Consider the following 24,150-nt stretch of genomic DNA (forward strand, 5'->3'; position numbering starts at 1 on the left):
GGAAGAGCAAAGGGGATCGCCACTCGTGGCATACGTTCCACAAAGCGGGTATACGAAAGAAGGTTAGGGAACTCTTCTTTAAGTTCTCGACAGACGTAGAAGAGATAGAAATGTTTGAAATTGCGAAACGTATTGCTGTGGAACAACACAAGAATGGTAATCATTTCTGCATCGCTCATTCTTCCCTTTCTATTGCGAGTTTTAGGGTGTTTGGAGAGGGGTTTGAAAGCGAAAGTGCTTTTTTGTTCAATTCTAACTCATATTCTTTGCAGAAATCATCTGCAACACAATAAATTTCCGTAACTTTGCTGACAAGTTTCATAGAGGATTGTTGTTTTGTTATATGATTGATTTTCAACAGTAAATATACGAAAAACAATCCTCTTTTTAGGCTTTTATTGAAACTATTTTAAGACAAAAACAAGCCTTGCTTATCCCGAATTGGGGTATAATATTGTTGTGCCGGTCGGCCAACTTCTTCAAAATTATCCACAATAAAGTCCGGTTGAACGTTTTGAATCGCTCTGCGAGTTGATTGCCATAAGTGGTGGCGCAGGTGTGGCTGCTGGTGCCATATCCCATCAAGATATCAAATCTTGCATCGTCTGCGACGAGTGCGCCAGAGAATATTATGATTTGAATAGAATTGGTAGGTCGTAGTTGGTGCAATGTGGCTTCAATCTTTGGGAAAAATCACCTTTTATTTAGTCCCTTATTGAAGCGCGAAACTTTCTCCTATGACAGAAAAAATTGTCTTATAGGATAATTTTAATTCTCTTATAAGACAATTTTTTCTGTCATAGGAGAAAGTTTTTCGACAATGCGTAGCAAGTTTTTCAACGGTGCGTAGTCAGGAAAAGCAGAATGCGTGACGTTCCCATTTTCCCTGCTAATTCTTCGATGACATCGGCCTTTTATGAACTTTTTCCTTTTTTTCGAGTCCGTGAATTTGAGTATTTTGAAAGACCAACACTAAGGTATGTCATTTAACCTATGTCTCGTGGTAGCATTGAAGCTTTGCTTCAATGCTACCTTGCTAAAAGACTGGCCCCGGGGGCGGGAGAGGTGGCGCAGCGCTTTCTGGAAGAGCGCTTGGAACGCTTTAATTGTGTTGTGACCATTAGGTCAATAAGGAATACTTAATAAAATGTGATTTTTCTACCTACCGCCAAGTATTAAGAGGCTAACTTTTTCTTCGAAGGGTAAGGTAATTCTATTGGGATTTGTGTATTTTTGCAATTATGATAAAGAAACTTTTTGCTACTTGTTGCATCGCATTTTGCTTTATTGCGCAGATTTTTGCAAGCCCGATCGATTCAGTGTTTGTACATGTCCCTTCTGATATTTTATCAGTGCTTGATATGGGTGCTCGCTTAGATATGATTGATTTGTACAACTATAATATGAAGGCCGAAGCGTATAATATATATGGTGGAAAATCTGTGATGACACAAAAGACTGATTCGATGTTTTCTATTTCTCTGACCGAGAGTAGTCGTTGGGATTTAGCCTTATTGCCACAAAGTGCAGATACAATCTTTGCTGTCATCTACACCATTCTTTCTCCTGCGGAGAGCAGCCGGATTGTTTTGTACGATGCCGATTGGCAACCTTTAGCCTATCAGTTTCAGTTACCTGAGATTGAGAAGTTTTTCCGCGAACCTTATCCTTTCTCACCGGAGCGAATGGAGATCTTGAAGCAAGATCTAAAAATGTGCTCCGTATCACTCTCATTTTCTCCGCAGACGCGAGCTTTGATAGCAAAGGTTTCTACGACAAACGCACCTGAAGATGATTTGGCTGATTTGAAGCACTTGTTATTCCCTCTTCGCTATGCTTGGACCGGAGATGCATTCCAATTGTCACCCTCATTAGAATAGATTCAGCGATATTTGGGCGTAATATAGATTTGACAAACAAAAGACGTGAATCTTTAATATTGTCAAAGATTTACGATGATTTTTGCTAGCCTTGAAAAAAAAAGAGTTTTTAATTACGCTTTCCTTCTGAAAAATGCTATCTTTGCAAAGAATTGAAAGAACAAACTACTTAAACATATTTTGTTATGGTAAATTACAAAGACTTAGGTTTGGTGAACACGCGTGAGATGTTCAAGAGAGCCATTGCTGGTGGTTATGCAATTCCTGCATTCAACTTTAATAACATGGAGCAGTTGCAAGCTATTATTAAGGCTAGTTCAGAGTTACGTTCTCCGGTTATTTTGCAAGTATCTAAAGGTGCTCGTAATTATGCCAACCAGACTTTGCTGCGATATATGGCACAAGGGGCTGTGGCTTATGCTAAAGAGTTAGGTTGTGAACATCCAGAAATTGCTCTTCACCTCGATCATGGAGATAGCTTCGAACTTTGCAAGAGCTGTGTTGACTTTGGCTTCTCCAGCGTTATGATTGATGGTTCTTCACTTCCTTATGAAGAGAATGTAGCGTTAACGAAGAAGGTGGTAGAATATGCTCATCAATTTGATGTAACCGTAGAAGGTGAACTTGGCGTATTGGCCGGCGTTGAAGATGAAGTTTCTTCTGAGGTTAGCCATTATACAAAACCGGAAGAAGTAATTGACTTTACGCAGCGTACGGGCGTCGATTCTTTGGCTATTTCTATCGGTACAAGTCATGGTGCTTATAAGTTTAAGCCCGAACAGTGTACGCGTGATCCGAAGACGGGGCGTCTTGTTCCTCCTCCATTGGCTTTTGATGTTCTCGATGAGATTATGGTGAAACTCCCGGGCTTCCCCATCGTGCTCCATGGATCTTCTTCTGTTCCTCAGGAGTATGTAGAGATGATCAATAAGTATGGTGGCAAGATGCCGGATGCAGTAGGTATCCCGGAAGATCAATTGCGCAAGGCTTCTAAGAGCGCAGTTTGTAAGATCAATATTGATTCAGATTCTCGTTTGGCTTTCACGGCTGCTGTGCGTAAAGTGTTTAGCGAGAAGCCGGGCGAATTTGATCCTCGTAAATATTGCGGACCGGCTCGCGATGCAATGGAAGCAATGTACAAAGAGAAGATTAAGGATGTACTTGGATCTGAAAATAAATTGGCTCAGTAATATATTCTGATAAATAAACTTTGAAAGGCCGTGATTCTGATTGTTGAATTACGGCCTTCATTTCATCTTTTCGAACTATGTTTAGAATTTATGCCTTATGTGGCTTTCTTGTGCTTTCATTGTTGCAAAGTTGCCAAGGAAAGACCGTCACACCGGCTCAATCTAAAGTAGAGCAGGCTTTAACAATAGCGCAAGAAGAAATAGGCGACATACAGATGACGCCCATAGCTGTAATATATAATAGGGCAGACTCAATAAGGGTCGTTGACATACTAAAGAAAAATGTAGATGGACAACCGATCCTTTTTTATGCTAAGCAATTTATCAATGTGCCTTATGTGGCTTCAACCTTAGAAGTCGCAGATCCGGAGCAGTTGGTCGTTAATCTGCACGCTTTAGATTGTACGACGCTGGTTGAAACAGCTGCAGCACTGACACTGACAAAGTGGCAGGGGAAGACTGACTTCGCATCTTACTGTCGTAACCTCGAATTTATCCGGTATAGAAATGGTAAGATGAATGGTTATCTCTCGCGTTTGCATTATTTTTCTTGGTGGATACACGACAATGAAGCTAAGGGGATTTTACAAGAGGTCAAAGAAGCAAAATATAGCCCGGCGCGTATTCATGTGAAGAACAATTATATGAGTACTTATCCCGAGAAATATAAATTCTTAAAGGGGGATACTTTCCGAATAGATAGCATCCGAAAATTAGAAGAAGAGATTAAAGGTTTTGATGGTTATTATTTACCGGAAGCCAATACTTCTTTGGGTAAAGCTCAATTGAGTAATATTCAAGATGGAGATATTATTGCCATTGTAACGACAAAGAAAGGAATTGATTATTCCCATTTAGGCTTTGCTGTATGGGGAAGGGATGGCAAGTTACATTTGCTGAATGCTTCCTCTATCCATAAAAAAGTTGTGCTTGAACCCAAAACCCTGCGACAATATCTGAAAGAACATCCGAGTTCGATAGGTATTCGCGTTTTCCGCCTTATAAAGCCTGCAAACTAAAAATAATCCTCGCCAATCTAATAAGAGATTAGCGAGGATTTCTTGTTTTTAGGAATTGCGTTGTGCTTACATCATGCCGCCCATTCCTGCACCCGGTGCCATTGGCATTTCAGGTTTGTCTTCTTTCTTATCAGTAATAACGCACTCGGTCGTTAAGAACATTCCGGCAACGCTGGCTGCGTTCTCCAAAGCTACGCGAGAAACTTTTGCGGGGTCAATTACGCCGGCCTGACGCAGGTCTTCAAATTGCTCCGTCTTCGCATTGAAACCGAAATTACCTTTTCCTTCGCGTACCTTATTAACAATGACAGCTCCTTCCAAGCCTGCGTTAGAGCAGATCTGACGAAGCGGCTCTTCAATCGCACGGCGAATGATATGAATACCTGTTGTTTCGTCTGCATTATCTCCCTGCAAGCCCTCAAGGCTTTCTTGTGCACGAATATAGCTTACACCGCCGCCGGTAACGATACCTTCTTCGATTGCAGCGCGCGTAGCACACAAAGCGTCGTCGCAACGATCCTTTTTCTCCTTCTGTTCTGTCTCAGAAGCAGCACCTACTTCCAGTACGCAAACACCGCCGCTTAACTTTGCTAAGCGCTCTTGCAGCTTCTCTTTGTCATAAGAAGAAGTGGAGTTGTTTATTTCATTTTTGATTTGAGTCACGCGTTCTTTGATTGCTTCCTTGTTTCCAACGCCATTTACGATGGTTGTATTCTCCTTCGTAATGGTCACCTTTTCAGCGCTACCAAGCATTTCGAGTGTAGCTTGCTCAAGTTTCAAGCCTTTCTCTTCGCTGATCACAACGCCACCCGTCAAAACGGCAATGTCTTCCAACATCGCTTTGCGGCGATCGCCAAATCCCGGTGCTTTTACTGCGCAAATCTTCAATTGGCTGCGCAAGCGGTTAACAACCAAGGTCGTTAGCGCCTCGCTGTCTACATCTTCAGCAATAACGAGCAAGGGGCGTCCGCTCTGTACTGCAGGTTCAAGAATCGGAAGAAAATCTTTTAAGTTGGAGATCTTTTTATCGTAGATTAAGATGTAAGGTTTCTCCATTTCGCATTGCATTTTTTCTGCATCTGTTACGAAATAAGGAGAAAGATAACCACGATCAAACTGCATACCTTCTACAGTCTTCAAGACCGTATCGCGGCCTTTAGCATCTTCAATCGTAATGACACCGTTTACGCTTACAGCACGCATACCGTCGGCAATAAGCTTACCGATTTCAACGTCATTATTAGCAGAAATGCTTGCAACTTGTTCGATCTTGTCGTAGTTTTCGCCTACTTGCTCTGCTTGCGCCTTGATGCTTTCCACAACTTTAGCTACGGCCTTGTCCATACCGCGCTTCAAGTCTAAAGGATTAGCGCCGGCAGCTACGTTTTTCATTCCTTCCGTAAGGATAGCCTGCGTCAAGATGGTTGCTGTCGTTGTTCCATCGCCCGCATCGTCGCCGGTCTTGCTGGCTACGCTCTTAACCAATTGAGCTCCGGCGTTCTCGAAGTTATCTTCGAGTTCTACCTCTTTAGCTACGGTCACACCATCTTTTGTGATGCGCGGAGCGCCATATTTTTTGTCGATAACAACGTTGCGTCCTTTAGGACCAAGCGTTACTTTTACTGCATTTGCCAAAGCATCTGCACCCTGACGAAGCGCTTCGCGCGCTTCAACATTATATTTGATTTCCTTAGCCATAATCTTGTATATCTTTTAATGTGTTATTGCAGGATAGCCAATACGTCTGACTGACGCATAATAAGGTATTTCTCTCCATCGAGTTCTACTTCCGTTCCGCTATATTTACCATAGAGGACAGTATCTTCAGCTTTGAGGACCATTTCTTCGTCTTTTGTCCCATTACCTACGGCAATTACGCTACCTTTCAAAGGTTTCTCCTTTGCTGTATCAGGAATGATAATGCCTCCCACCGTTTTCTCTTCAGCAGCGGCCGGTTTGATTAAAACCCTGTCTGCTAATGGTTGAATTTTCATAATCGTTGTTTTATTTAGATTGAAATTATTTCCCACGAAGTATAGCTAAAAGTATGCCAATAGTAGTATTGTCTCATAGTTTTTCTTTGTTTCTATGTAAAAAACCTTGTGACAGTCCCACAATTTCGCCTTTATTGTTATCGTGATCCGCTTTGTGGATGCGTATGTCTCATTATTGCCTTGTTGGGGCTTATGAGTTTATTGTTTGCTGGCACCAAACAATGGTTTGCTGAGCCCAAACTATAGTTTGCTGGTACCAAACAATCGTTTGCTGAGCCCAAACTATAGTTTGCTGGTACCAAACAATCGTTTGCCGGCACCAAACAATGGGAGGCACTGTTTGAAGCTTACTGAGTAAAGAACGAAAAAAGTCGGAAATCAGCACGTTTTACGACTTATATAAGAAGAGGGAATAAGAATAGTGCGTAAGAGGAGGTAATGATAGTACTATATGGCGAGCAAATCGTTAACGGATAGGACGTAATAGGACTTTCACGGCCAAAAGGCTTGATTTACCAAACAAGCGGAAACGATCCTTGAAGACCCAAATAGCATTCGTCCATCGCGAACGGTTGAGAAAGCGTAGAAAATGATCAAACGTTTCCTTTATTTCCGGAGATAACTCTTCGGTATAAAAATGATAGACGTCCAAAATGCTATCCAGATGGCTGCTTTCCAATATTGGTTTCCTGCGTCTTAGAAATCCCGTAGTGCGTTGCAAGAGAGAACGATCCGTGGCGCCGGTCACGGCGCCGGTATAGCGACGATAGAGAAATAGACGTCGAGGTATATATGTAAAATGTCCGAACAAGGCATTCACAAGCGTGATGAGATGATCGTGCATTGCAATGCGGCCTTTGAATAGCAGGCACTTCTCTCTTAATTTATCATTGATAATCATTGCACAACCTTGTATGCCGCCGTTGGCAAACAGAACGTCGTGAAGGTCTTTTACGATGTTCAAGATAGAAATGCCTCCAATAGGCTGGCGAGCTTTGACGTTGTAGACATAAGCATTACAGTAGACACATTGCGGAATGTTGTTGTCTTCTGCCTGAATGACTTCCATCTGCGTACTTAATTTGTCTTGTAACCAAATGTCGTCTTCGTCGCAAAAAGATATAAAAGGCGCTGTGGAAAGCGAGAGCAAATGCATAAAGTTGCGACCGGCAGAATGGAAACATAAACCATCCTCAATCAGGCATATACGCTGGTCGGTTGCAGCTAATTCACGGATGATTTCAATGGTGCGATCCGTTGAGCCATCATCGTGTATCAGTAGGCGCCAATCGGTGAAAGTCTGTTGCTGTAAAGAATATATTTGCTGACTGATATAAGCTTCGCCATTGTAAGTGGCCATCAGTATATCTAACTTGGGCTGGCTCATCTTGATAGTCTTGAAGACAGTTGTTGGAAAATATAAGGGAACAATATGAGGATGACATATTGCAGATTCAATGAAAAGTTGGATAAGATATTTTCCTGCACAAATTGCAGTATGAGGTAGTTTAAGAAGCAGGCATATAAGATGAAATAGACGTTTTGCCCACTTTGAGCTCGTTTATATAAGAAGGCATAAAATGCGCCATAGAGTCCGCCAAACAAACCTACGCCCGGTAAGCCGAAATCGTGATAGAAGGGATATAGAATCGTATAGGTATTAGTCTCTTCCGGGACGCCAACAAATTTCAAGACGTTGCTGACGGGTTCTATGTTGCTCCCGAGCGAGTGCATGATAGCGTAGTAAAAGCGGAAAACATACTCGCCAAAATGTGTGGCGCTTGCAGGTTCTACATAATAGTCGAAAGCTACGCAGGGAGACATTATGTATATGGTCAACATAGACGTGGCCGAAAAAGAGTCTTGCTGGGAAGCCATCGAACGGGCATATTGAAACCAGATGCTGAAGCCTATGAAGATTAAAAGTATGATGCCGATAGTGCGCAATTTGATCTTGCCACGCAGATAAAGGACATAAACCATAGGAACCAAGAAGACGAAGAAGCCCGTCTTGGACATGGAAATCAATGCTGCGAGAACGTTAATGACTACGGCCAATATCTTGAGCCATTTCTTGGACGAGTAGACAAAGATGAAGATAAAGACGATTAAAGCTACGCCTATTGTATAATAGGCTACGCCTAAATCCGGTTTATCCAAAGTGTCGTCGTAAGAAGCAATGCGCAAGTAGGTCATTAAGTTTGACTCGCCGCGCTCCATACCATATCTCATTAACGTATAAAGAATCAATGGCACGGAAATGATAGCAATAAATAAATAGAGTTTCAATACAAGCCGAGAAGGTGTGAGGACCGACGCAAGCAATGGAGGGCGACGACTGATAAGACTATGGTCAGGCAGGTAATAATAAGTGGGGTAAGCCACTCCTAAAAAAGAAATAGTCCAAACGATCAGGGAAATTGGGAAGTCGTGAATAATAGGGTAGAGTTCGGGATCACTGAGATAGAAGAGCAGCAATATGCCGAACCATACACCAGGCTGGAGTACAAAAGGCGAAAAAACGTCGCGCGTAATATACCATCCGACAAACGTGAATGCAGCTACAATCAAGAAGGCAATGAACAACATAAGACTTGATCTTTCTTACAATAATAGAACATAAGAGCGGCTACAATCGCTTCAGAAAGCAATAGTGCCCACGCGGCACCGTATTCTGCGTAAAGGGGCGTCAAGATGCCAACTGCCGGAATGGAAATGACTGCGGTTATGACGTAGACGTTGCGGAAATGTACACGGCTCTGTTTGTTGCCTAAAGCGATTAAACCCATTTGCCCACAGACTGCGCCGATACCAATAAATAATGGAGCAGGGGAGATAATGCGTAGTAGATTGTCCCATCCCAAATAACCTTCGTCGTGAAGTGCGGATTTCAGCAACGAAGCCCCGACAAATAATAGGATGGTTAAGAGTAACATAATTCCGCCTACGACATAGAGTACGCTTTTCGTCTTATTCACGGCTGCAACTCGATCTTTGGCGCTTAACGCACTGATCTTTGGAAAGAAAACTTGCGTGATGGGGATGTAAATGATAAAGCATAGGGCGCGCATAAGTGCTTCGGCAGAGGTGTAACGCCCAACAGCAGACTGAGAACAAAAGAAACCTAAAATAATGACGAATAATTGGGTGTAAACGCTCGTGGATGCGCGTGAAAGAAAGAGGGGGAAGCTATCTGAAACTTCAGATTTGATGCGTGAGAAATCCCAACTGATACCTCCTATCCACGATTGGCGATAAGCCCAAATAGAAGAAATAAGGGCAGTTAGGCAAAAAATGGAGGCTTGTAAAAGAGCGGCGATGATGTAATCTTCTTGCACTTTTACGAAAATAAAGATGAGAGGAAGTAAAAGTAGCTTGGAGATGGTGTTGATTATGGCCATTGCTCTTACTTTTCCCACTCCTTGAAAGAGCCACATAAATGTGTAGGTCGAACCAATAGCCATTGGCGTTGTAGCTAATATAGCCGCCTGATAGCTTTTAAAGGTGGGGACAAATGCAATCAGAATAAAAAGTAATAACAGTGAGGCCGCCAAAAGCATTGTCTTGGCCCAAAATACGGCCCAAAAGATGCGCGTGCGCTCTTGCTTGTCTTCGCCGGCAATAGCTAAATGCTTCGTGGCGCTTAAATCAAAGCCAAAATCGATAATTAGAGCCAAATATTGTATAACAGAGAGTGAAAAACCGATATAGCCATAGCCGGTTGCTCCCAACTTGATCATTAGATAAGGAATCACCAAAAAAGGAAGGAACTTGTTGACACCTTGTAGTACAAATAAATAAAGAATGTCGACAACTTCCTGCTTGTTCCCTTTTATCCCTTGTCTTAATTGGTGCAACATAAGTATGGCGTCAAGGCTTTTCGCTCTTCGTTTCCAGCAATTGCATCTCTGGCTGATCACGCATTGCTGATTTGATGATTATCCATAAACAAGACAGTGAAAAACTCAAAACAGCCATCATAAAGACAAAGATCATACGCTTAGGAGCCGATGGCTTTATAGGAACATTTGCTTGTTGTAGAACGGTAAAGGCAGGCATACGCTCTTGTACTTTGGCTTGCGCCAATTGCAATTGGGTTACGCTTTGTGAATAACCATTATAGGCTAACTGCATCTCGTTCTCTAGACGTGTCTCTTCTTGCTGTACGGAGGTCAAAACCAAATCCTGATTGGCATCGGCAAAGCGAGCGTAAACTTTCTGAGCTGCTTTGTAATCTTCTAACGCTTTCTGAGAAATCTTCTCAGCATATTTGACGTCGTTGCGCGCTTTGCTGGTGCGGTAGTTTGCAATGTACTGCTGCAATTGGTTTTCTACCATTGTTGCAACTTGAGCTGCAACTTCAGGGTCTTGCATCGTAACGTTAATGGTGACCATATTTGTGCGCTTATCTACAAAGCTTACGATAGAAGCACCTAAGCCCTTTAGTAATTTTTCTTGTGCTTTTGTAAGGCGCTGAGGATCTATTTTGTTTGTCGGTGTTTCTTTTGAACCAAGTCCACCCCATTGAAACAAACTATCCCACCACGGAGCTTTCTGATGTTGTGTAAGATAGATGAATAGGCTTACGTCTTGCTTTAATCCCTTTGGCCGTACGGGCTTATTTAGTAAGGCAACTAAGAAATCGGGCGTCTTTACTACTTTGGGATAGAACTCGGGGTATATGGCGTCCTCGCTGTCGCCATTTCCTAGTTTTACACCTGCCATAGATGCCAATGAGCCTAAGCCTGAGCTTAAGCTGCTGTTGCTGGGGATTTCTGGCAACATCACAACATCTGATTGATAAGAGCGAGGAATACTCATAATGTAACCAATACTCAAGCTGACAACAATGAAGCAGAAGATGAAAATCTGTTTCCATTTGCTCAGCAAGAGACGAGCTACCTTTAAGAGGCTTTGTATTTTGCTATTCATGTACGTTATTTCTTTATCAAGGTTGCTACGACAGCGCCCAATGTGGCAACAATACTACCTAAGCTTATCCATTCAGCAAAGGCTAATCCGCGTCTTTTAGATTTTGCTGGGACGACAATTTCACAGCCCGGCTGTATATCTTTAGCTGAACGAATCTTTGTGACTGTACCATTCATATTTACGGCAAAAACATCTCTGCGTTTTGCGGTTAAGCTGTATCCTCCGGCTTGATTGATGTAGTAGCTAAGCCCTTGTCCGCTTGTATAAGCGACAGTATTGGGATACATAACTTCTCCGTTAATTGAGACGGTGTTATTATATTTTGGTACGACAATCTTGTCGCCGCCTTGTAAGACAATATCCCATTTATCCGAGCCTGGACTTTCAAGTGCTTTATCTAAGTTTATACCGATGTTTCTTACGTCGCCATTAAGTTTACTTATCTTTGTTGAATCTCTTGCAGTAATCATTTTCCACGTAGCCTGCTCTTTGATTTGTTCTTGAGGGCTTAGGTTTCTTTCCAAGTGTGCGCCTTTTGCATAGGCCTCTTTGGTTAATCCACCAGCCTCTTTAATCAAATCGCTTAAGCGGGCTGTCTTGCGAGTTAAGGTATAAACTCCGGCAAACATAACCTCACCTTCAATTTTAATATGTTCTTGTTCTGCATAACCAGGAGATCGGCGTACATAAACTTCGTCAAATGGTTCCAACACAAATCCCGGTTCTCCCTGGATAACAAAGCCGTCTTTTAATTGGAAACTATAAGAGCGTGCAATTTGGTCCGGTGCAGTAAGCGCTTTGCTATTTCTGATTCTACGAGATACATCTACTTTCATTGTTGATGCCGCATCTGTTAGACCTCCAGCCTGCAAGATGAAATCTTCGATGGTCGTGTTATCAGCATAAACATAGACGCCCGGATAAGCTACTTCGCCAGAGATGGTTAACGTTTGAGCATCAAGTAAATCTTTTCTACTAGGAACATACAAAACATCACCATTCTTCAAAGACACATCCGGAATGTTATGATCTACGAGTTCTTTGAGGTCGATAGCCAACACTTCCAGCGTGCGATCTTCTTTAAGGCGATGCATTACAGCGTGATTGGCTATAGCATCTTCTGTAACACCTCCGGCAGCTTCGAGCAACTGACGGACTGTGGAGATCGTTCCGTTCATTTGGAACTGACCGGGACGGAAGATGGCTCCTTTGATTTCCACTAAGTTGCTAAAGCGATTCAATGTGGAGTCAACCGAAACGGAATCGCCATCCATCATTTGGAATTTATTTCGCTCAAACTCATCTACAGTATGGATAGAATACATACCGCCTGATTTGCGAATGAGACGCACGTTCGTTCGATATGCGTCGCCCGTAAAGCCGCCCGCATATTTGATCAACGTTCCCACACTTTCTGTGTGCTTCATTTCATAATACATCGGACGTTTAACCTTTCCTGTGATATCTACCAAGCATTCGTAAGGGCCTACATAAATAACATCTCCCGACGTTAGTCGGACATTGCCGGATAACTTCCCATTTAGGATATAGTCATATATATCTACTGTCGATATAGCTTTGCCGTGTCGGTAGACTTTAATGCTACGCAGTGTACCTATATCGTTTGTACCACCCGCCATATACAAAGCATTAAAGACGGTAGCAAAAGCTGACAAGGTATAAGTGCCGGGATTTTTTACTTCACCCATAACATTGACAGAGATAGTCTTTGTTTGTCCGACCGTCAAGCGGATTTTGCTACTCTGATAGCGTGCTCCCAGCGTAGAACGTAAGCGCGCATTAGCTTGAGCAACTGTTAATCCTGATACATTTATAGGGCCAAAGCCTTCAATGTCAATAGTGCCATCCGGAGATACTGTAGATTCAAAGTTTTTCTGTGATGCTCCCCACACGTCAACAAATACAGCATCGCCCGGGCCTAAACGATAATCGTCGGGAGTTGCGATATTCATATCGCTCTCAAACGTTAGCTTTTTGTTATTAAAGATATCTCGACCGAAGACTTTCTTTTCCTGTTTCTTGTTTCTTTTATCTTTTATCTCGAAGTAGTCTTCCTCGTCCAGATCAAATGTATCAGGCAGAGCGAAGCTTAATCCGTCATCCAACTCGTCTTCTTGGCGGAGTTGTCGCTTCTTTCGCTGCTTTTCAGAAATATAGACTTTATCTTCCTTATTATTATCAAACCGTTTGCGTCGATAATTTTGCGCATTGGAGTCTTCTTTCTCTTCGCCATTCTGTTGGCGAAGGCGGTCTTTCTGCTTTTTGCTGAAGCCGGTTAAGTCTTTGGCACCTAAAGTCGAATTAGACTTGCTCTGCATCTCATATTTTCTTCTAATACGACGCACTTGGTCTACCGTAACTCCTCGTTCAACCAATTTCGTCATTATGGCTGAACGCGGCGTGCCCTTTTGGCTTTCGCGCATGATGAAACTCATCACTTGATCATCTGTCATTGTTGAGCGTACCTGCGCATAAGTTAGCGGCGCAAGCAGAAGCGTGAACAATAGGGCTACAATAAGTCTTCTTATATGCATAAGTTGTGTTACTTTTCTATTTGATGTAGAACATCCGGAGTGGATTTTTTATAGGTAAAGCCGTCTACGCGGTTGGTAGAACCGCCTGAAAGGCAATGTCGCCGCAAAAGTACAAAAAAAGGGCTATTTATTCCTCTCTTTTAGTTTAAACAATGACGCTAATGGTTCCACGAGGCGCTAAGGACGACTTTTGGGGTAGATTATATAAAGCAGGTTTATAAGGTTTGCTCACATTATCCTTCTCGTATGACGCATCATTGTAAGAGCGAAATTAAGTCACTTCTTTAGACTGCTTACTTTTCAACTGATTAAAGCAGAATTTATTGTGCTGTGTTTGCGTATGATACTCTTTTTGTCTGATTTTTGTGCGACTTCAGCTCATTATTCGACCTGTTGGCTTTGAAATATTATTAAGAAGCATTGCAATGGGTAAAGAGTTATCACGATGGTAGGAATGTTTCATCACGAGCGTATATTTGTCCCATCACGATGGTAAGAACGTCCTTCCACGATGGGAAATCTGTAGGAAAGGATAAAGGTCGTAAAACTCAATATTTGAGTTCCTCTTTTTGTGCCTTTCTATCTGCTTATGCTTATCCTGTTAGCTCTCAGGTAAGATTAACGAGATCATATTTATAAAAGTCGGATACAATTTCGAATAGTTCTGAAATGTTTTCTTAAGAGAAGCTTCGTTGAGCCTTGATGTTACATTTCGTTTTGTTGATGAAAGGAAACAGGGCTAATGCGTTGTAGCCGTGTAAATAGAGTAGGGGGAATAGGACTTTGCTGTTAATGTCAGGAGAATGCGACGTAGGGATATAATCGCTCAAGCTCTTTTTTCGTAAAGATACCTAAGAAACGCAATTCTTCCCAACTCTTTATCGGCCCGTTTAAACGAATATGATTGATGATGGCTTTCGTCTGCTCATAGTTAAAGTAAGGATGTCGTATGAGTTGCTTGAAAGATACTTTGTTGATATGCACTTGGTTGGGTATAAACTTTTGAATGAAGAACCATTGCTCAACGTTGTCTGGGAGACCTTCAATTTCTTGTAATTGCTGCTTGCTTACAAAACCGCCAAGTCTTTCTCGGTAGCGCACAATCTTTCCAGCGTAATAAGAGCCTATCCCCGGGATTTTTTTCAGAGCATTAGTATCAGCTTCATTGATGTCAATCTTTGTACCCAGGGCATATTTTTCGACATGTTGTCTTCGGATGCTATCACTCCTATATTGCGTGCGTTCATTGCTTTCTTGATGGATAACAATATAAGGGCGCAGGCGTGCAAAGTCTTTTTCGCTAAGTCCATATAAATGACTAAAATGCTCAGCGGATTTCCATCGTCCGCCTTTTGCTCGATATTTGAGTGCATTTTTAGCTTGCCAAGGAGCGAAGCCTAAGGCCATGAAGGTCTCATAGCTGGCCGTGTTGGGATCAAAAGAGAATAGCTTACCTGTTTCCTTTTCGTTGTTCCAATGCGGATGCTGTTTGACCCATGCTAATGAGTCTTTCTTAATTTGAGCTTCAAAGTCAGATAGTTCTTGCTGCGCATTGGAGGCTTGGTTGTTGGACGGCCCAGTCGTCTCTCTTTTATATAGCCGAAGTAGGACTACAATTAGTATGATGACAAAGAGAATGGCAGCTAAACCATATAGCTCTTCTCGTGTGAAGCGGCGTTTTTCCATAGCCCTTCTTTGTTTAATTGATAAAATTCCAAGAGATTCCCAATCTGAAAATAAGGCGGTTGAGTGGATAGTGTGGAACAAGGAAAGGTTTTCCATTGCCCGAGCTGTAATTGAGGTGCGACACCATTACATAAAAGCGAGTACGCTTCAGATCAAAGTTGGCGTAAGCATTGATAAGAGGATAATTGCCCAACGTTACTTTATGTTGAGGGTCTTGTATTGCAAATTCTCCGACGATGGGAGAGTAAGCTAAGGCGTCATATTTCGTAAAGAAGCGCATATCTGCCCCTAGTTCTGTCTTTAGTACCTTAGCAATCTTGAACTTTAAGTATAAATTCGTCCAAAGATTGATGGAGGGAAGTGGATAAACCGAAGCGTCAGAGGTAGCCTGCCAAGTGATTTCATTCTCCCAATGCAAGATACCCCAATGGAAATTTTGAGTTAGCGTAGCAGCGATCAACTGCAAATTGCCGGTTTTTTGGCTTGAATTAACCGAGTGGGTGTATTTTTGAGTGCTTGATGCAGTATAAGGGTATAAGGTTTGCGCAAAGAAGGGATAGTTTTGGATATTTTCGATGTGCAGACTGAGTTTCGTTTGCTTATAATGTAGACTTCCGCCAATGCGCGTGGAAAATTGTTTGTTTAATTGTTTGTCCCACCAGGCGTTGCGTGCGTGGTAATGGTCAAAATAGAAAGCAGGCGCCCAACGTCGTACATAGCCGTCTAAATTAACAAAGAGTGAATCTTTATGGAAAGGAATCGTAAAATCTACATTCCCTTCTACGTTAAATTCTCCCCACTGGGTGCCGGTCGTTCTCAATTCTCCCAACACGTGATAGTGGAAATACTTGCCTTTTTCCTTAAGCAGTTGCGCGCCAAGCGTAAGATAATTGTATTTATATTGCTTCGTCGTTAAGTTGCTTGCCGTTGTGAGCGTGTCAGGTAAAGAAAAATTGTAGAAATCGTGCTGCGCGAATAGACGAAGTCCGGTCTTCACCCATTTATTGAAACCTTCGTATAACTCTATTGCAAGGGTGTTTCTCAAGTGTAGGAACTTTGTCATATCATTTGCGGAATCTGCCGGCAGATAGAAGTCATGAAAGAATCCTTTTGCTTCAGTTAAAGGCAGATTAGACAAGAAACGCCTGTTGTTGTGTGAGAGTTGGAATGTATGAATAAAACTTGTGACCGGCACAAATTCCTCTCTTAGCAAACTGTCATTGATGTTTGTTCGCGTAGAGTCTGTTGCCTTTAATAATTGACCAGATATTTTGTTATGCTGTGTCCTGACTATTTTTACCTCTTTATCATAGAAGCGGGAGAAACCTATACTATAGTTGTGTGTTAAGAAGAATGTGTTCAGGTGCATCCTATTATATGTCTTTGAAAGATTGGTTGGCATATCTTCCGTTCCATATTTTGTAGGGAAAGACTCAGGGTTAGTGATATAAGCATCGTTTTCTATTCCTCCGTTTTCGGAAGTTTTTAGAAAATTGGTAGAGTAGAACGTGTGCATTTTATAATTCTTGCCTAAGTAAGATGCGAACAGCGTACCTCCCAATTGGGACGTATTTTGACTACTATAATATCCTCTGCCGTAGAGGTAGTCTATAACAAAGCCCATTCCTAAGCGCTTGTTTATATTGGTGGAAAAAGCCCCCTTGAGTCTTGATTCTCCGTTCTGCTTGTCCCCACATTCGTGAAGTGTTATGTTGGTAAAGGGAGATTTTGTATTCGTGAACAGCACTTGTTCAGGCCTTTGTAAGAAAAAGTCATAAGGATTGGTGAATATGAATTCCTCTTCTGTTGGCGCATCATTGCGATCTGTAAATATCCGACTGATACGCGGCGATCCAAGATTTCCTAAAAAGTTGTAGCGCCCCGTGAGTCCGTCCGTGAAAGCCTGATTCTGGAAGAGGTGGGGGATTGTATCTAATTGCGTAGGGCGAATTTCACCGAAGCGAGTGCCTACTCTCCAAGCATAAATACCTTCCGGCACGTTTTCTTTCTCAATAGAATCAGTTGCAGAACGTTGTTGATTATTTTCTTGTATAATATTCTGTGCTTGAACTGCCGATAAAGGGCAAGAAATAAGCAATAAGATCTTCAATAGTCGTTTCATAAAAGCAAGCAATGTGCGTTTGGTTGACGGCAAAGTTAAAGAGATTTCGGGATTTGTCAGTCGTTTAAAGCGCCACAATTCGGACAAGTCCCTAATTTCTCTAAGACTTGTCTGCAATTCCCGCAGACAAATTGCTGCGTACGGTGCTTGAAATAGCTTTTTAGTCTAATCCCGAAAATTATAATAAGGATGATGTGCCCTATATAAAAGGGAAAGATCTCTGTTAATCCAAAGTAAATAAGTATAGCACTGAAGATTAAGCTCGCAAGATGTTTTATAATGTATTGTCCATCATCTATCTTTGAGAGGTCTATTATTACTGCAATCCCCGAAATGAGAAGTAGCCATACTGATCCTAAGAATAGCTGCATAATAGGGGGGAGGTCCGGGTTTAAAGGATTGATTGTTGGGTGAAAATAAAACTCAATCCAAGTATCCGGAACAAAGTGTTGTATGCCTCCATATAAAGCTGAAGACACGGCAATAGTAAAGCACAAAAGTAAAGCGTATAAGCTGTAGGCTGGAATAAACGAGATGCCGGCAAGCGATTCTTTCTGTCGCCTTATAGCGTATTTCCATCCATTCTCCTCTGCTTTTCGTTCCAGTTTGTTTTGCTTAAGACATAACAAGACTACAAATACTAAAAGACTAAGTCCTAACAATGGAAATAAGATCAAAGAGCGTGTATAGCTGAAGAAGTGTATAAATTTTGAAATCGGATCATTCGGCGCTGTCTTATTGAGAAAAATCTGTTCACTTATCCAGCCTTGTGTCAATTGATCGCGCGCCACTTTGATTAGAATACTGTCTGTCTCTGCTTGAGTAGATTTTGAAATATCTAAAACAACCAATTGATCTCCTTTATGTAGACTTATCGTGTCGGTCCCTTCATTTGGATTAATAGAATAACCAAAATCGCCGACTGCCTCTTGCATTTTAGGCGGAAGCGTCCTCATTAGGTGAAAGGAGTCTGTAGCATTGGCAATAAAACCTTTCCAGTAATGATGTGAAATGCGAAATGTGACCGAATCAATGCTTTTTTGATCAGTCGGAATCCAATGTCCTACTTGATTTGGATGCGAATAGTAGCAAGAACAAAGCAGAAAGAGAGTAATAAATAATGTGATGAGCTTTTTCATTGTCTAATCTTTAGGAGATAATACCTGCATTTCACAATGTTTGCAATCAAAGACGAGAGGGAAAATCTTTCCGTCGCTTGATCGCAAGAACCAATTGTCTCTATTAACATTTTTATCTTTAAGGCATTGGTGTAATGTATAACGAATACAATGTTTGCAAGTCATCAATACGGCTTGTTGCGGCTGCTTCACTTCAAAGGCATCATCCATCGTCGTTACGCCGTGTGAAGTATAGAAAGCTTTTGCCAGGTGATTGGCAATGTTTGCTGTAAAATCAAGATGCTGTTTGGGGTAGCATAATTGCTGATTTTCTAAGCCCCTGGGTGGCCGTTGGTGGTCGTCCAGATGGGCTTTCATCAATTTTTCTATAAGTTGACGACGCCATTCGGACAATTGTGAAGAAGGAATGAACCAATTTCCGTCTATGGAAGCTTTCTCAACATAAAAGGGTGTTCCACCAAGTTTTGATAATTGCCGGAGAATATTGCTTTCCTGCGATTGCTTGGCAGCCTCTTTCACATAAATCAGTGTCATTTTTACGTTTGTGATAGCATCTTCAGCTGACAGGGTGAAGCCTTCTTTTGATGGTTGGAACGTAAGGTTAAGTGCAATTTTTCTTTCGGCTGTCGGCTTTTTAAGTGTGTGCACAAAAGTATAGTCTAAATTCCTATAAATTTTTGTTCCTCTTGCAATTTTGGGCATAGAGGTTGGAAAAATCAGGCGATCATTAACGCGATTAACACGAAATCCCTCTAACTCTTCTTGCGCGTTGACGAAGCAAAGTCCGTCTCCCGGCTGTATTTCTATGTCTGTCTTAAGGCTTATGTAGCGATTATTTACTTGTTCTATTGTGCCAATATATGCTCCCATAGATTTAGGAGAGATAATGTTGGCCACATTTTCTCGTTTATATAAGAAGAAGTTCGTGAAACTGCGATTAAAGCTCCTCTCTACGGCCGGTTCAAATGAAAGTGTCGTGTCGCCAAACGAAGAACGGTAATACCGATCCTTATTTTTACGGATGACACCATCAATTTGGCGCCGGTAGTAAGCTGTTACATTTTTGACATAATCCATATCTTTCAATCGCCCTTCTATTTTGAAAGAAGAGATGCCCGCTTCGATCATATCTTCGATAGATTGACTGCGGTTGAGGTCCTTCATGCTGAGTAGATGTTTTTGCTTTTCCAGCACTTGCCCTTTATCGGTCAAGAGATCGAATGCAAAGCGACAAAGTTGAGCACACTTCCCTCTATTGGCAGATCTATTAAAACAGGCTTGCGATGCATAACAGCGTCCCGAATAACTGACGCAGAGCGCACCATGTACGAATGCTTCGAGCGGAGAATCTACTTGCGTGTGAATTTCTCGAATAGTTTCGAGTGATAACTCACGCGCCAGAACTAATTGCGACAAACCGACGCCGGCCAAGAAGCGAGCTTTCTCCACGCTTGTTATGTCCATTTGTGTCGAAGCGTGCAATGCAATGGGTGGAATCTGCATACGCAAGATGCCTAAATCTTGAATGATGAGTGCATCAACACGTGCTGCGTAGAGGGCGTGAATCAATTTTTCTACTTCAACCAATTCATCATCATAGATGATTGTATTTAGGGTGACGTAAACTTTGGCGTTGAATAAATGCGCATAGTCGCAAAGGCGAGCGATGTCGGCTATCGAATTGCCTGCAGCAGCACGAGCCCCAAAAGAAGGAGGACCGATGTAGACGGCATCTGCCCCATGCTTGATGGCCTCTATGCCTATGGCTGCATTTTTCGCAGGACTGAGTAATTCGATTGCTCTCATTATTGTTCTTGTCTTGAATCGTTTGATGGTTGACAAAGTGGGCTAAAATAACAATAGTCCCGTAAACGAAAGGTTTGCGGGACTATCGCGGTGCGTACGGAACTTGAACTTGTTTCTGTAACACCCTGTATCACAACTATTTTTATCGGCCTCATTCATCTATGTAGCCAAATTGTAGCCACTATAGAGTATTTTGAGAGCACTTAAATAATTCGCTCTAATGACATCACCTATGCCATTTCGGGTACAAAGGTACATAAAAAATGAACCACCGCCAAATATTTGGTTGAAAATCTTTTAGAAAAATTCCGGCTACAATTTCAGTGCACGGTGCAAGCCCTTATATATAAAAGGGACTTGCACCGTGCACTGACGGTCTATGCTGTTGAAAAACAATAAAAATTGTAAATGGCATCATATTGCCAACATTGGCAATCCAATATTCTTAAAAAAAGGTTTATTTCTTTAGAACTTTGCATTTAGAAATCAAATTAATTAATAAATATGGATAAGAAGATGATACCTCAAAAGAGAGAGGGACGCTTGTTTATCGTGCTTCCCACTCTTGAAGACATTCTGTCTTTTTGTAAGGATAGCAAGATGAAAGCTCAAGTTGCCGGTATGGAGTATTCCAACTTCAGGAAGCATTGCAGAATGCAGACAGATTTAAGAATTGACACCTATACTAAATGTGCCTCGGCATTCGATATGGATGTGCTTCTTTTGCATCTTCCCAAGGGAATGATAGAATCTTTGGTGCATACTACCAAAGACAAAGACCATAGTTTCCTTACAATTGAAAAAGAAGATCTCATCTTTTTGTTGAACAAACTCTGTCACGTAGATCACAAAAGAATGATTCAGCATATCATATTTCTTGCCAATTGTATAGTAAAAAAGCAAGACTGCATATATACATTTCATGATTTGATAGAAGCAATCGATGAACTTATTCAAAAACTGATGCGTGATGACAGAGAATAACATGCTTCCTGCTACCCTTTTGGAGGAAATACATTCCTTGAAAGAGAGCATGGATCGAATTGCAAGCTTCATTCTTGAACTGAAACAGGATTATGCCGTGTTAGAAGAAAAGATTGAACTGAACTCTTCCGATGTCCTGCGGCTTCTAGGCATATCCAGAGCTTCACTGGCGCGATGGAGAGACAGCAAAGTTATCCCTTATCGCTATGTTTCCTGCAATCATGTGGTCTATCCCTTCAAAGGACTGTACATTGCAATCAAGACGGGGCGTGCGTCCTTCAAAGGCTTTCGTAGAGTGGAAGCACTTCAAAGGCTCAATGCCTACAAGGATGGTATCCAGAAAGGATATATGGGAGATTCACAAATTTTGTTTGAGGAACTATGAATATTAAGGAAGAAATCTTGGAACACACAAACAGAGGACTGGAAGTCTTCAGTTTCTATATGCCGATTGATTTTGTTCCCAAACGGAATTTTCGGAATCCGCTATATGAGGACAAACGGGCTTCCTGCAATATCTATTTTGACACGAGGTCGAAGTGCTATCGCATGAAAGACTTCGGTAACGAAATGTATTCCGGTGACTGTTTTTGGTTTGCAGCCGCAATACAAGGCTTGGATATACGGAGGGACTTTATGAAAGTGCTGAAGATGATTATCAATGACCTGCAACTGAACATTTCATTGCCGTACCATGATTGGGGCGAGAAAAGCAAGTCGAATGCCAATATTCCTCCCAAACCTCCCATATCCGTGAATGCCAGTAAGCAGGCAGGCTCCAAAAAATGGTTCAGGATCGCAGAACAATCTTACAAGGATAACGAACTTGGATTTTGGGCACGGTATGGCATCGGAACGAAAACCCTGCAGCGCTTTCAGGTCAAGTCCATAGCCCGTTTTGAGTCGGTTTCAAACCAAGGAAAGGCATATACCATTCATTCTTCTTCGGAAGAACCTATGTTCTGCTATGCTATGAGGAACTTTGTTAAAGTGTACCGTCCATTCAGTAAAATGCGGTTTTTGTATGGAGGAGAAAAAGTGGAAGATTATGTGTTCGGCTTTGAACAGCTGCCCAACAAGGGCGACATACTCTTCATCACGGGTGGAGAGAAGGATGTGCTTTCCCTCTCCGCCCATCATTTCAATGCCATCTGTTTCAACAGTGAGACTGCACAAATCCCGGAAAGCATAATCGAGAGCCTGCTGCTTCGTTTTCGCCACATCATTCTCTTATACGATACGGACGAAACCGGTCTTAGGGAGGCAGAACGGCAAGCGGAAGTTCTGTCCGCTTATAAGGTACTTACCCTGACACTTCCCCTGCAAGGCATCAAAAGCGAGAAAGACATATCCGATTACTTTGCCTTAGGGCATAATGAAAAAGAATTGAGAGGATTGCTGTCAACCATGCTCTCCTAAATTTATACACAGACCATCATGATGCTACGTTCATGCGAAATAGACTATGACAATCCCCCCGATGCTTCAAAGTCCGTTGTGACAGTGAATGGCGTACCGTTGGGCACACAAGACAATCTGTTTTGTATTACGGGTGGCGAAGGTACGGGCAAAAGCAATTATGTGGCTGCCATTCTTACCGGAACATTAGGAACAGAACGGTTACCTGCCGAGAGGACATTGGGATTGGAAATTACGCCCAACCCTAACGGCTTGGCGGTATTACACTACGACACCGAACAGTCTGAGGCACAACTTCACAAGAACTTGGGTAAAACCTTACAACGTGCTTCATTGAAAACCGTACCGGAGTTTTACCACTCCCTGTACCTCGCCTCGCTCTCCCGTAAGGACAGATTGAAACTTATCCGTGAGAGCATGGATTTGTTTCACCACAAGCATGGAGGCATCCATCTTGTGGTGATTGATGGTATAGCCGACTTGATACGCTCCGCCAACGATGAAACGGAAAGTATTGCCATTGTAGATGAGTTGTACCGTTTAGCTGGCATATATAATACTTGCATCATCTGCGTGCTGCACTTTGTGCCGAATGGCATTAAGCTCCGTGGTCACATCGGTTCCGAGCTGCAACGCAAAGCCGCGGGAATTCTTTCCATAGAGAAAGACGACAATCCGGAATACTCGGTGGTAAAAGCATTGAAAGTCCGTGACGGAAGTCCGCTGGACGTACCGATGATGCTTTTCGGCTGGGATAAGGCAGAGGATATGCACGTCTATCGTGGTGAGAAATCCAAGGAAGACAAGGAAAAGCGCAAAACCGACGAACTTATTGGTGTTATTAGAGACGCTTTCCGAAGTTCTTTCAAACTCTCATACCAAGAACTGTGTGAGGTTCTGATGCGCGAAATGGAAATCAAAGACAGAACCGCAAAGAAGTACATCGCCTATATGAAAGAGCAACGTATCTTGACACAAGATGTAAATGGAAATTATCAAAAAGGGGAACTATGCCATACTTAGACCAACAATCTGAAGACACATGGCAGAAATGCCTGTTTGATAAACTGAAGAATGTGGAAGATAAGCTCGACCGTTTGCTCGTCCTGCGGGAACAGGAAATAGATACAACCGTTCACCCTCCATTGAAACCGGAATACTTGGACATCATAGATGTCTCAAAAATCTTGAAGGTAGAACAAAAAACTATTTATAAGAGACCTTTGCACAGCGATTGGTGTGTATTTTGTTTGTTAATTCATTGTATAATAGGAAGTTATTTCGTATATTTGAGCATTAAAAACAGCATAATACTCCTCCCATGGCATACCAATCCAAGAATACCGATGAGCATGTAACATTTGCAGACGCACTCCTTTCAAAGCGTTATCGCAAAGCACAAAACGACTTCCTCAATCAGGTTG

At 42.1% G+C, this 24,150-nt stretch carries 16 protein-coding genes and 3 pseudogenes; 7 read left to right on the forward strand and 12 right to left on the reverse strand.

Features of this window, described 5'->3' with window-relative positions:
- Nucleotides 1-322 (reverse strand): annotated as a pseudogene (locus tag GCWU000325_RS12660) (IS982 family transposase); the annotation flags it as partial.
- A gap of 919 nt (nt 323-1,241) precedes the next feature.
- On the opposite strand from GCWU000325_RS12660, the gene GCWU000325_RS08640 reads away from it, so the two are divergent.
- The 3 genes from GCWU000325_RS08640 (at nt 1,242) to GCWU000325_RS08650 (ending at nt 4,089) form a co-directional block, all read left to right on the forward strand.
- Nucleotides 1,242-1,880, forward strand: coding sequence for a DUF3256 family protein (locus tag GCWU000325_RS08640; RefSeq protein WP_006256062.1), 639 nt, complete (start codon nt 1,242-1,244; stop codon nt 1,878-1,880).
- Between the two features lie 185 nt (nt 1,881-2,065).
- Nucleotides 2,066-3,070 (forward strand): class II fructose-bisphosphate aldolase, encoded by a 1,005-nt coding sequence (locus GCWU000325_RS08645; RefSeq protein WP_006256063.1) that lies wholly within the window; start codon nt 2,066-2,068, stop codon nt 3,068-3,070.
- Nucleotides 3,071-3,147: 77 nt separating this feature from the next.
- Nucleotides 3,148-4,089, forward strand: coding sequence for an N-acetylmuramoyl-L-alanine amidase-like domain-containing protein (locus tag GCWU000325_RS08650; RefSeq protein ID WP_006256064.1), 942 nt, complete (start codon nt 3,148-3,150; stop codon nt 4,087-4,089).
- A gap of 66 nt (nt 4,090-4,155) precedes the next feature.
- Here GCWU000325_RS08650 and groL read toward each other — a convergent pair whose 3' ends face one another.
- The 11 genes from groL to GCWU000325_RS08705 all read right to left on the reverse strand — a co-directional run bounded on the left by groL (nt 4,156) and on the right by GCWU000325_RS08705 (nt 20,323).
- Nucleotides 4,156-5,787: a chaperonin GroEL gene (gene groL, locus GCWU000325_RS08655; RefSeq protein WP_006256065.1), complete on the reverse strand. Its 1,632-nt coding sequence runs from the start codon at nt 5,785-5,787 to the stop codon at nt 4,156-4,158.
- A gap of 23 nt (nt 5,788-5,810) precedes the next feature.
- Nucleotides 5,811-6,083 carry a co-chaperone GroES gene (locus GCWU000325_RS08660; RefSeq protein ID WP_006256066.1) on the reverse strand — a complete coding sequence of 91 codons (273 nt, stop codon included), beginning with the start codon at nt 6,081-6,083 and terminating at the stop codon, nt 5,811-5,813.
- Between the two features lie 466 nt (nt 6,084-6,549).
- Nucleotides 6,550-7,470 carry a glycosyltransferase gene (locus GCWU000325_RS08665; protein ID WP_006256068.1) on the reverse strand — a complete coding sequence of 307 codons (921 nt, stop codon included), beginning with the start codon at nt 7,468-7,470 and terminating at the stop codon, nt 6,550-6,552.
- Nucleotides 7,467-8,672 (reverse strand): O-antigen polymerase, encoded by a 1,206-nt coding sequence (locus GCWU000325_RS08670; protein ID WP_006256069.1) that lies wholly within the window; start codon nt 8,670-8,672, stop codon nt 7,467-7,469. The genes GCWU000325_RS08665 and GCWU000325_RS08670 overlap by 4 nt, the downstream gene beginning before the upstream one ends.
- A complete protein-coding gene (locus GCWU000325_RS08675) occupies nt 8,651-9,943 on the reverse strand; it encodes an oligosaccharide flippase family protein (RefSeq protein WP_006256070.1) in 1,293 nt (430 codons plus the stop codon). Before GCWU000325_RS08675 ends, GCWU000325_RS08670 begins: the two co-directional genes overlap by 22 nt.
- A 10-nt stretch (nt 9,944-9,953) precedes the next feature.
- Nucleotides 9,954-11,015, reverse strand: a complete 1,062-nt coding sequence (locus GCWU000325_RS08680; RefSeq protein ID WP_006256071.1) for a chain length determinant protein — start codon at nt 11,013-11,015, stop codon at nt 9,954-9,956.
- A 5-nt stretch (nt 11,016-11,020) separates the two neighbouring features.
- Nucleotides 11,021-13,570 carry an SLBB domain-containing protein gene (locus GCWU000325_RS08685; RefSeq protein WP_006256072.1) on the reverse strand — a complete coding sequence of 850 codons (2,550 nt, stop codon included), beginning with the start codon at nt 13,568-13,570 and terminating at the stop codon, nt 11,021-11,023.
- A gap of 795 nt (nt 13,571-14,365) precedes the next feature.
- Complete coding sequence (locus tag GCWU000325_RS08690) at nt 14,366-15,256, reverse strand: helix-hairpin-helix domain-containing protein (protein WP_006256073.1); 891 nt, start codon at nt 15,254-15,256, stop codon at nt 14,366-14,368.
- A 13-nt stretch (nt 15,257-15,269) separates the two neighbouring features.
- Complete coding sequence (locus GCWU000325_RS08695) at nt 15,270-17,378, reverse strand: putative porin (protein ID WP_006256074.1); 2,109 nt, start codon at nt 17,376-17,378, stop codon at nt 15,270-15,272.
- 56 nt (nt 17,379-17,434) lie between these two features.
- Entirely contained in the window at nt 17,435-18,517 is a 1,083-nt protein-coding gene (locus tag GCWU000325_RS08700; RefSeq protein ID WP_006256076.1) for a hypothetical protein, read from the reverse strand.
- Between the two features lie 3 nt (nt 18,518-18,520).
- A complete protein-coding gene (locus GCWU000325_RS08705) occupies nt 18,521-20,323 on the reverse strand; it encodes a peptidase U32 family protein (protein WP_006256078.1) in 1,803 nt (600 codons plus the stop codon).
- Nucleotides 20,324-20,827: 504 nt separating this feature from the next.
- Between GCWU000325_RS08705 and GCWU000325_RS08710 the strand changes: the two genes are divergently transcribed.
- The 4 genes and pseudogenes from GCWU000325_RS08710 to GCWU000325_RS08725 all read left to right on the forward strand — a co-directional run.
- On the forward strand, nt 20,828-21,307 hold the full coding sequence (locus tag GCWU000325_RS08710) for a hypothetical protein (protein ID WP_006256079.1): 480 nt from the start codon (nt 20,828-20,830) through the stop codon (nt 21,305-21,307).
- The gene (locus GCWU000325_RS08715; RefSeq protein WP_006256080.1) at nt 21,294-21,692 is read left to right on the forward strand and encodes a hypothetical protein; all 399 of its coding nucleotides are present in this window, start codon (nt 21,294-21,296) and stop codon (nt 21,690-21,692) included. The genes GCWU000325_RS08710 and GCWU000325_RS08715 overlap by 14 nt, the downstream gene beginning before the upstream one ends.
- Nucleotides 21,689-23,749 (forward strand): annotated as a pseudogene (locus GCWU000325_RS08720) (AAA family ATPase). Before GCWU000325_RS08715 ends, GCWU000325_RS08720 begins: the two are co-directional and overlap by 4 nt.
- Nucleotides 23,737-23,940 (forward strand): annotated as a pseudogene (locus tag GCWU000325_RS08725) (helix-turn-helix domain-containing protein); the annotation flags it as partial. The pseudogenes GCWU000325_RS08720 and GCWU000325_RS08725, both read left to right, overlap by 13 nt.
- Between the last annotated feature and the right edge of the window lie 210 nt (nt 23,941-24,150).

The sequence above is a fragment of the Alloprevotella tannerae ATCC 51259 genome (assembly GCF_000159995.1).
Taxonomy (GTDB): Bacteria; Bacteroidota; Bacteroidia; order Bacteroidales; family Bacteroidaceae; genus Alloprevotella; species Alloprevotella tannerae.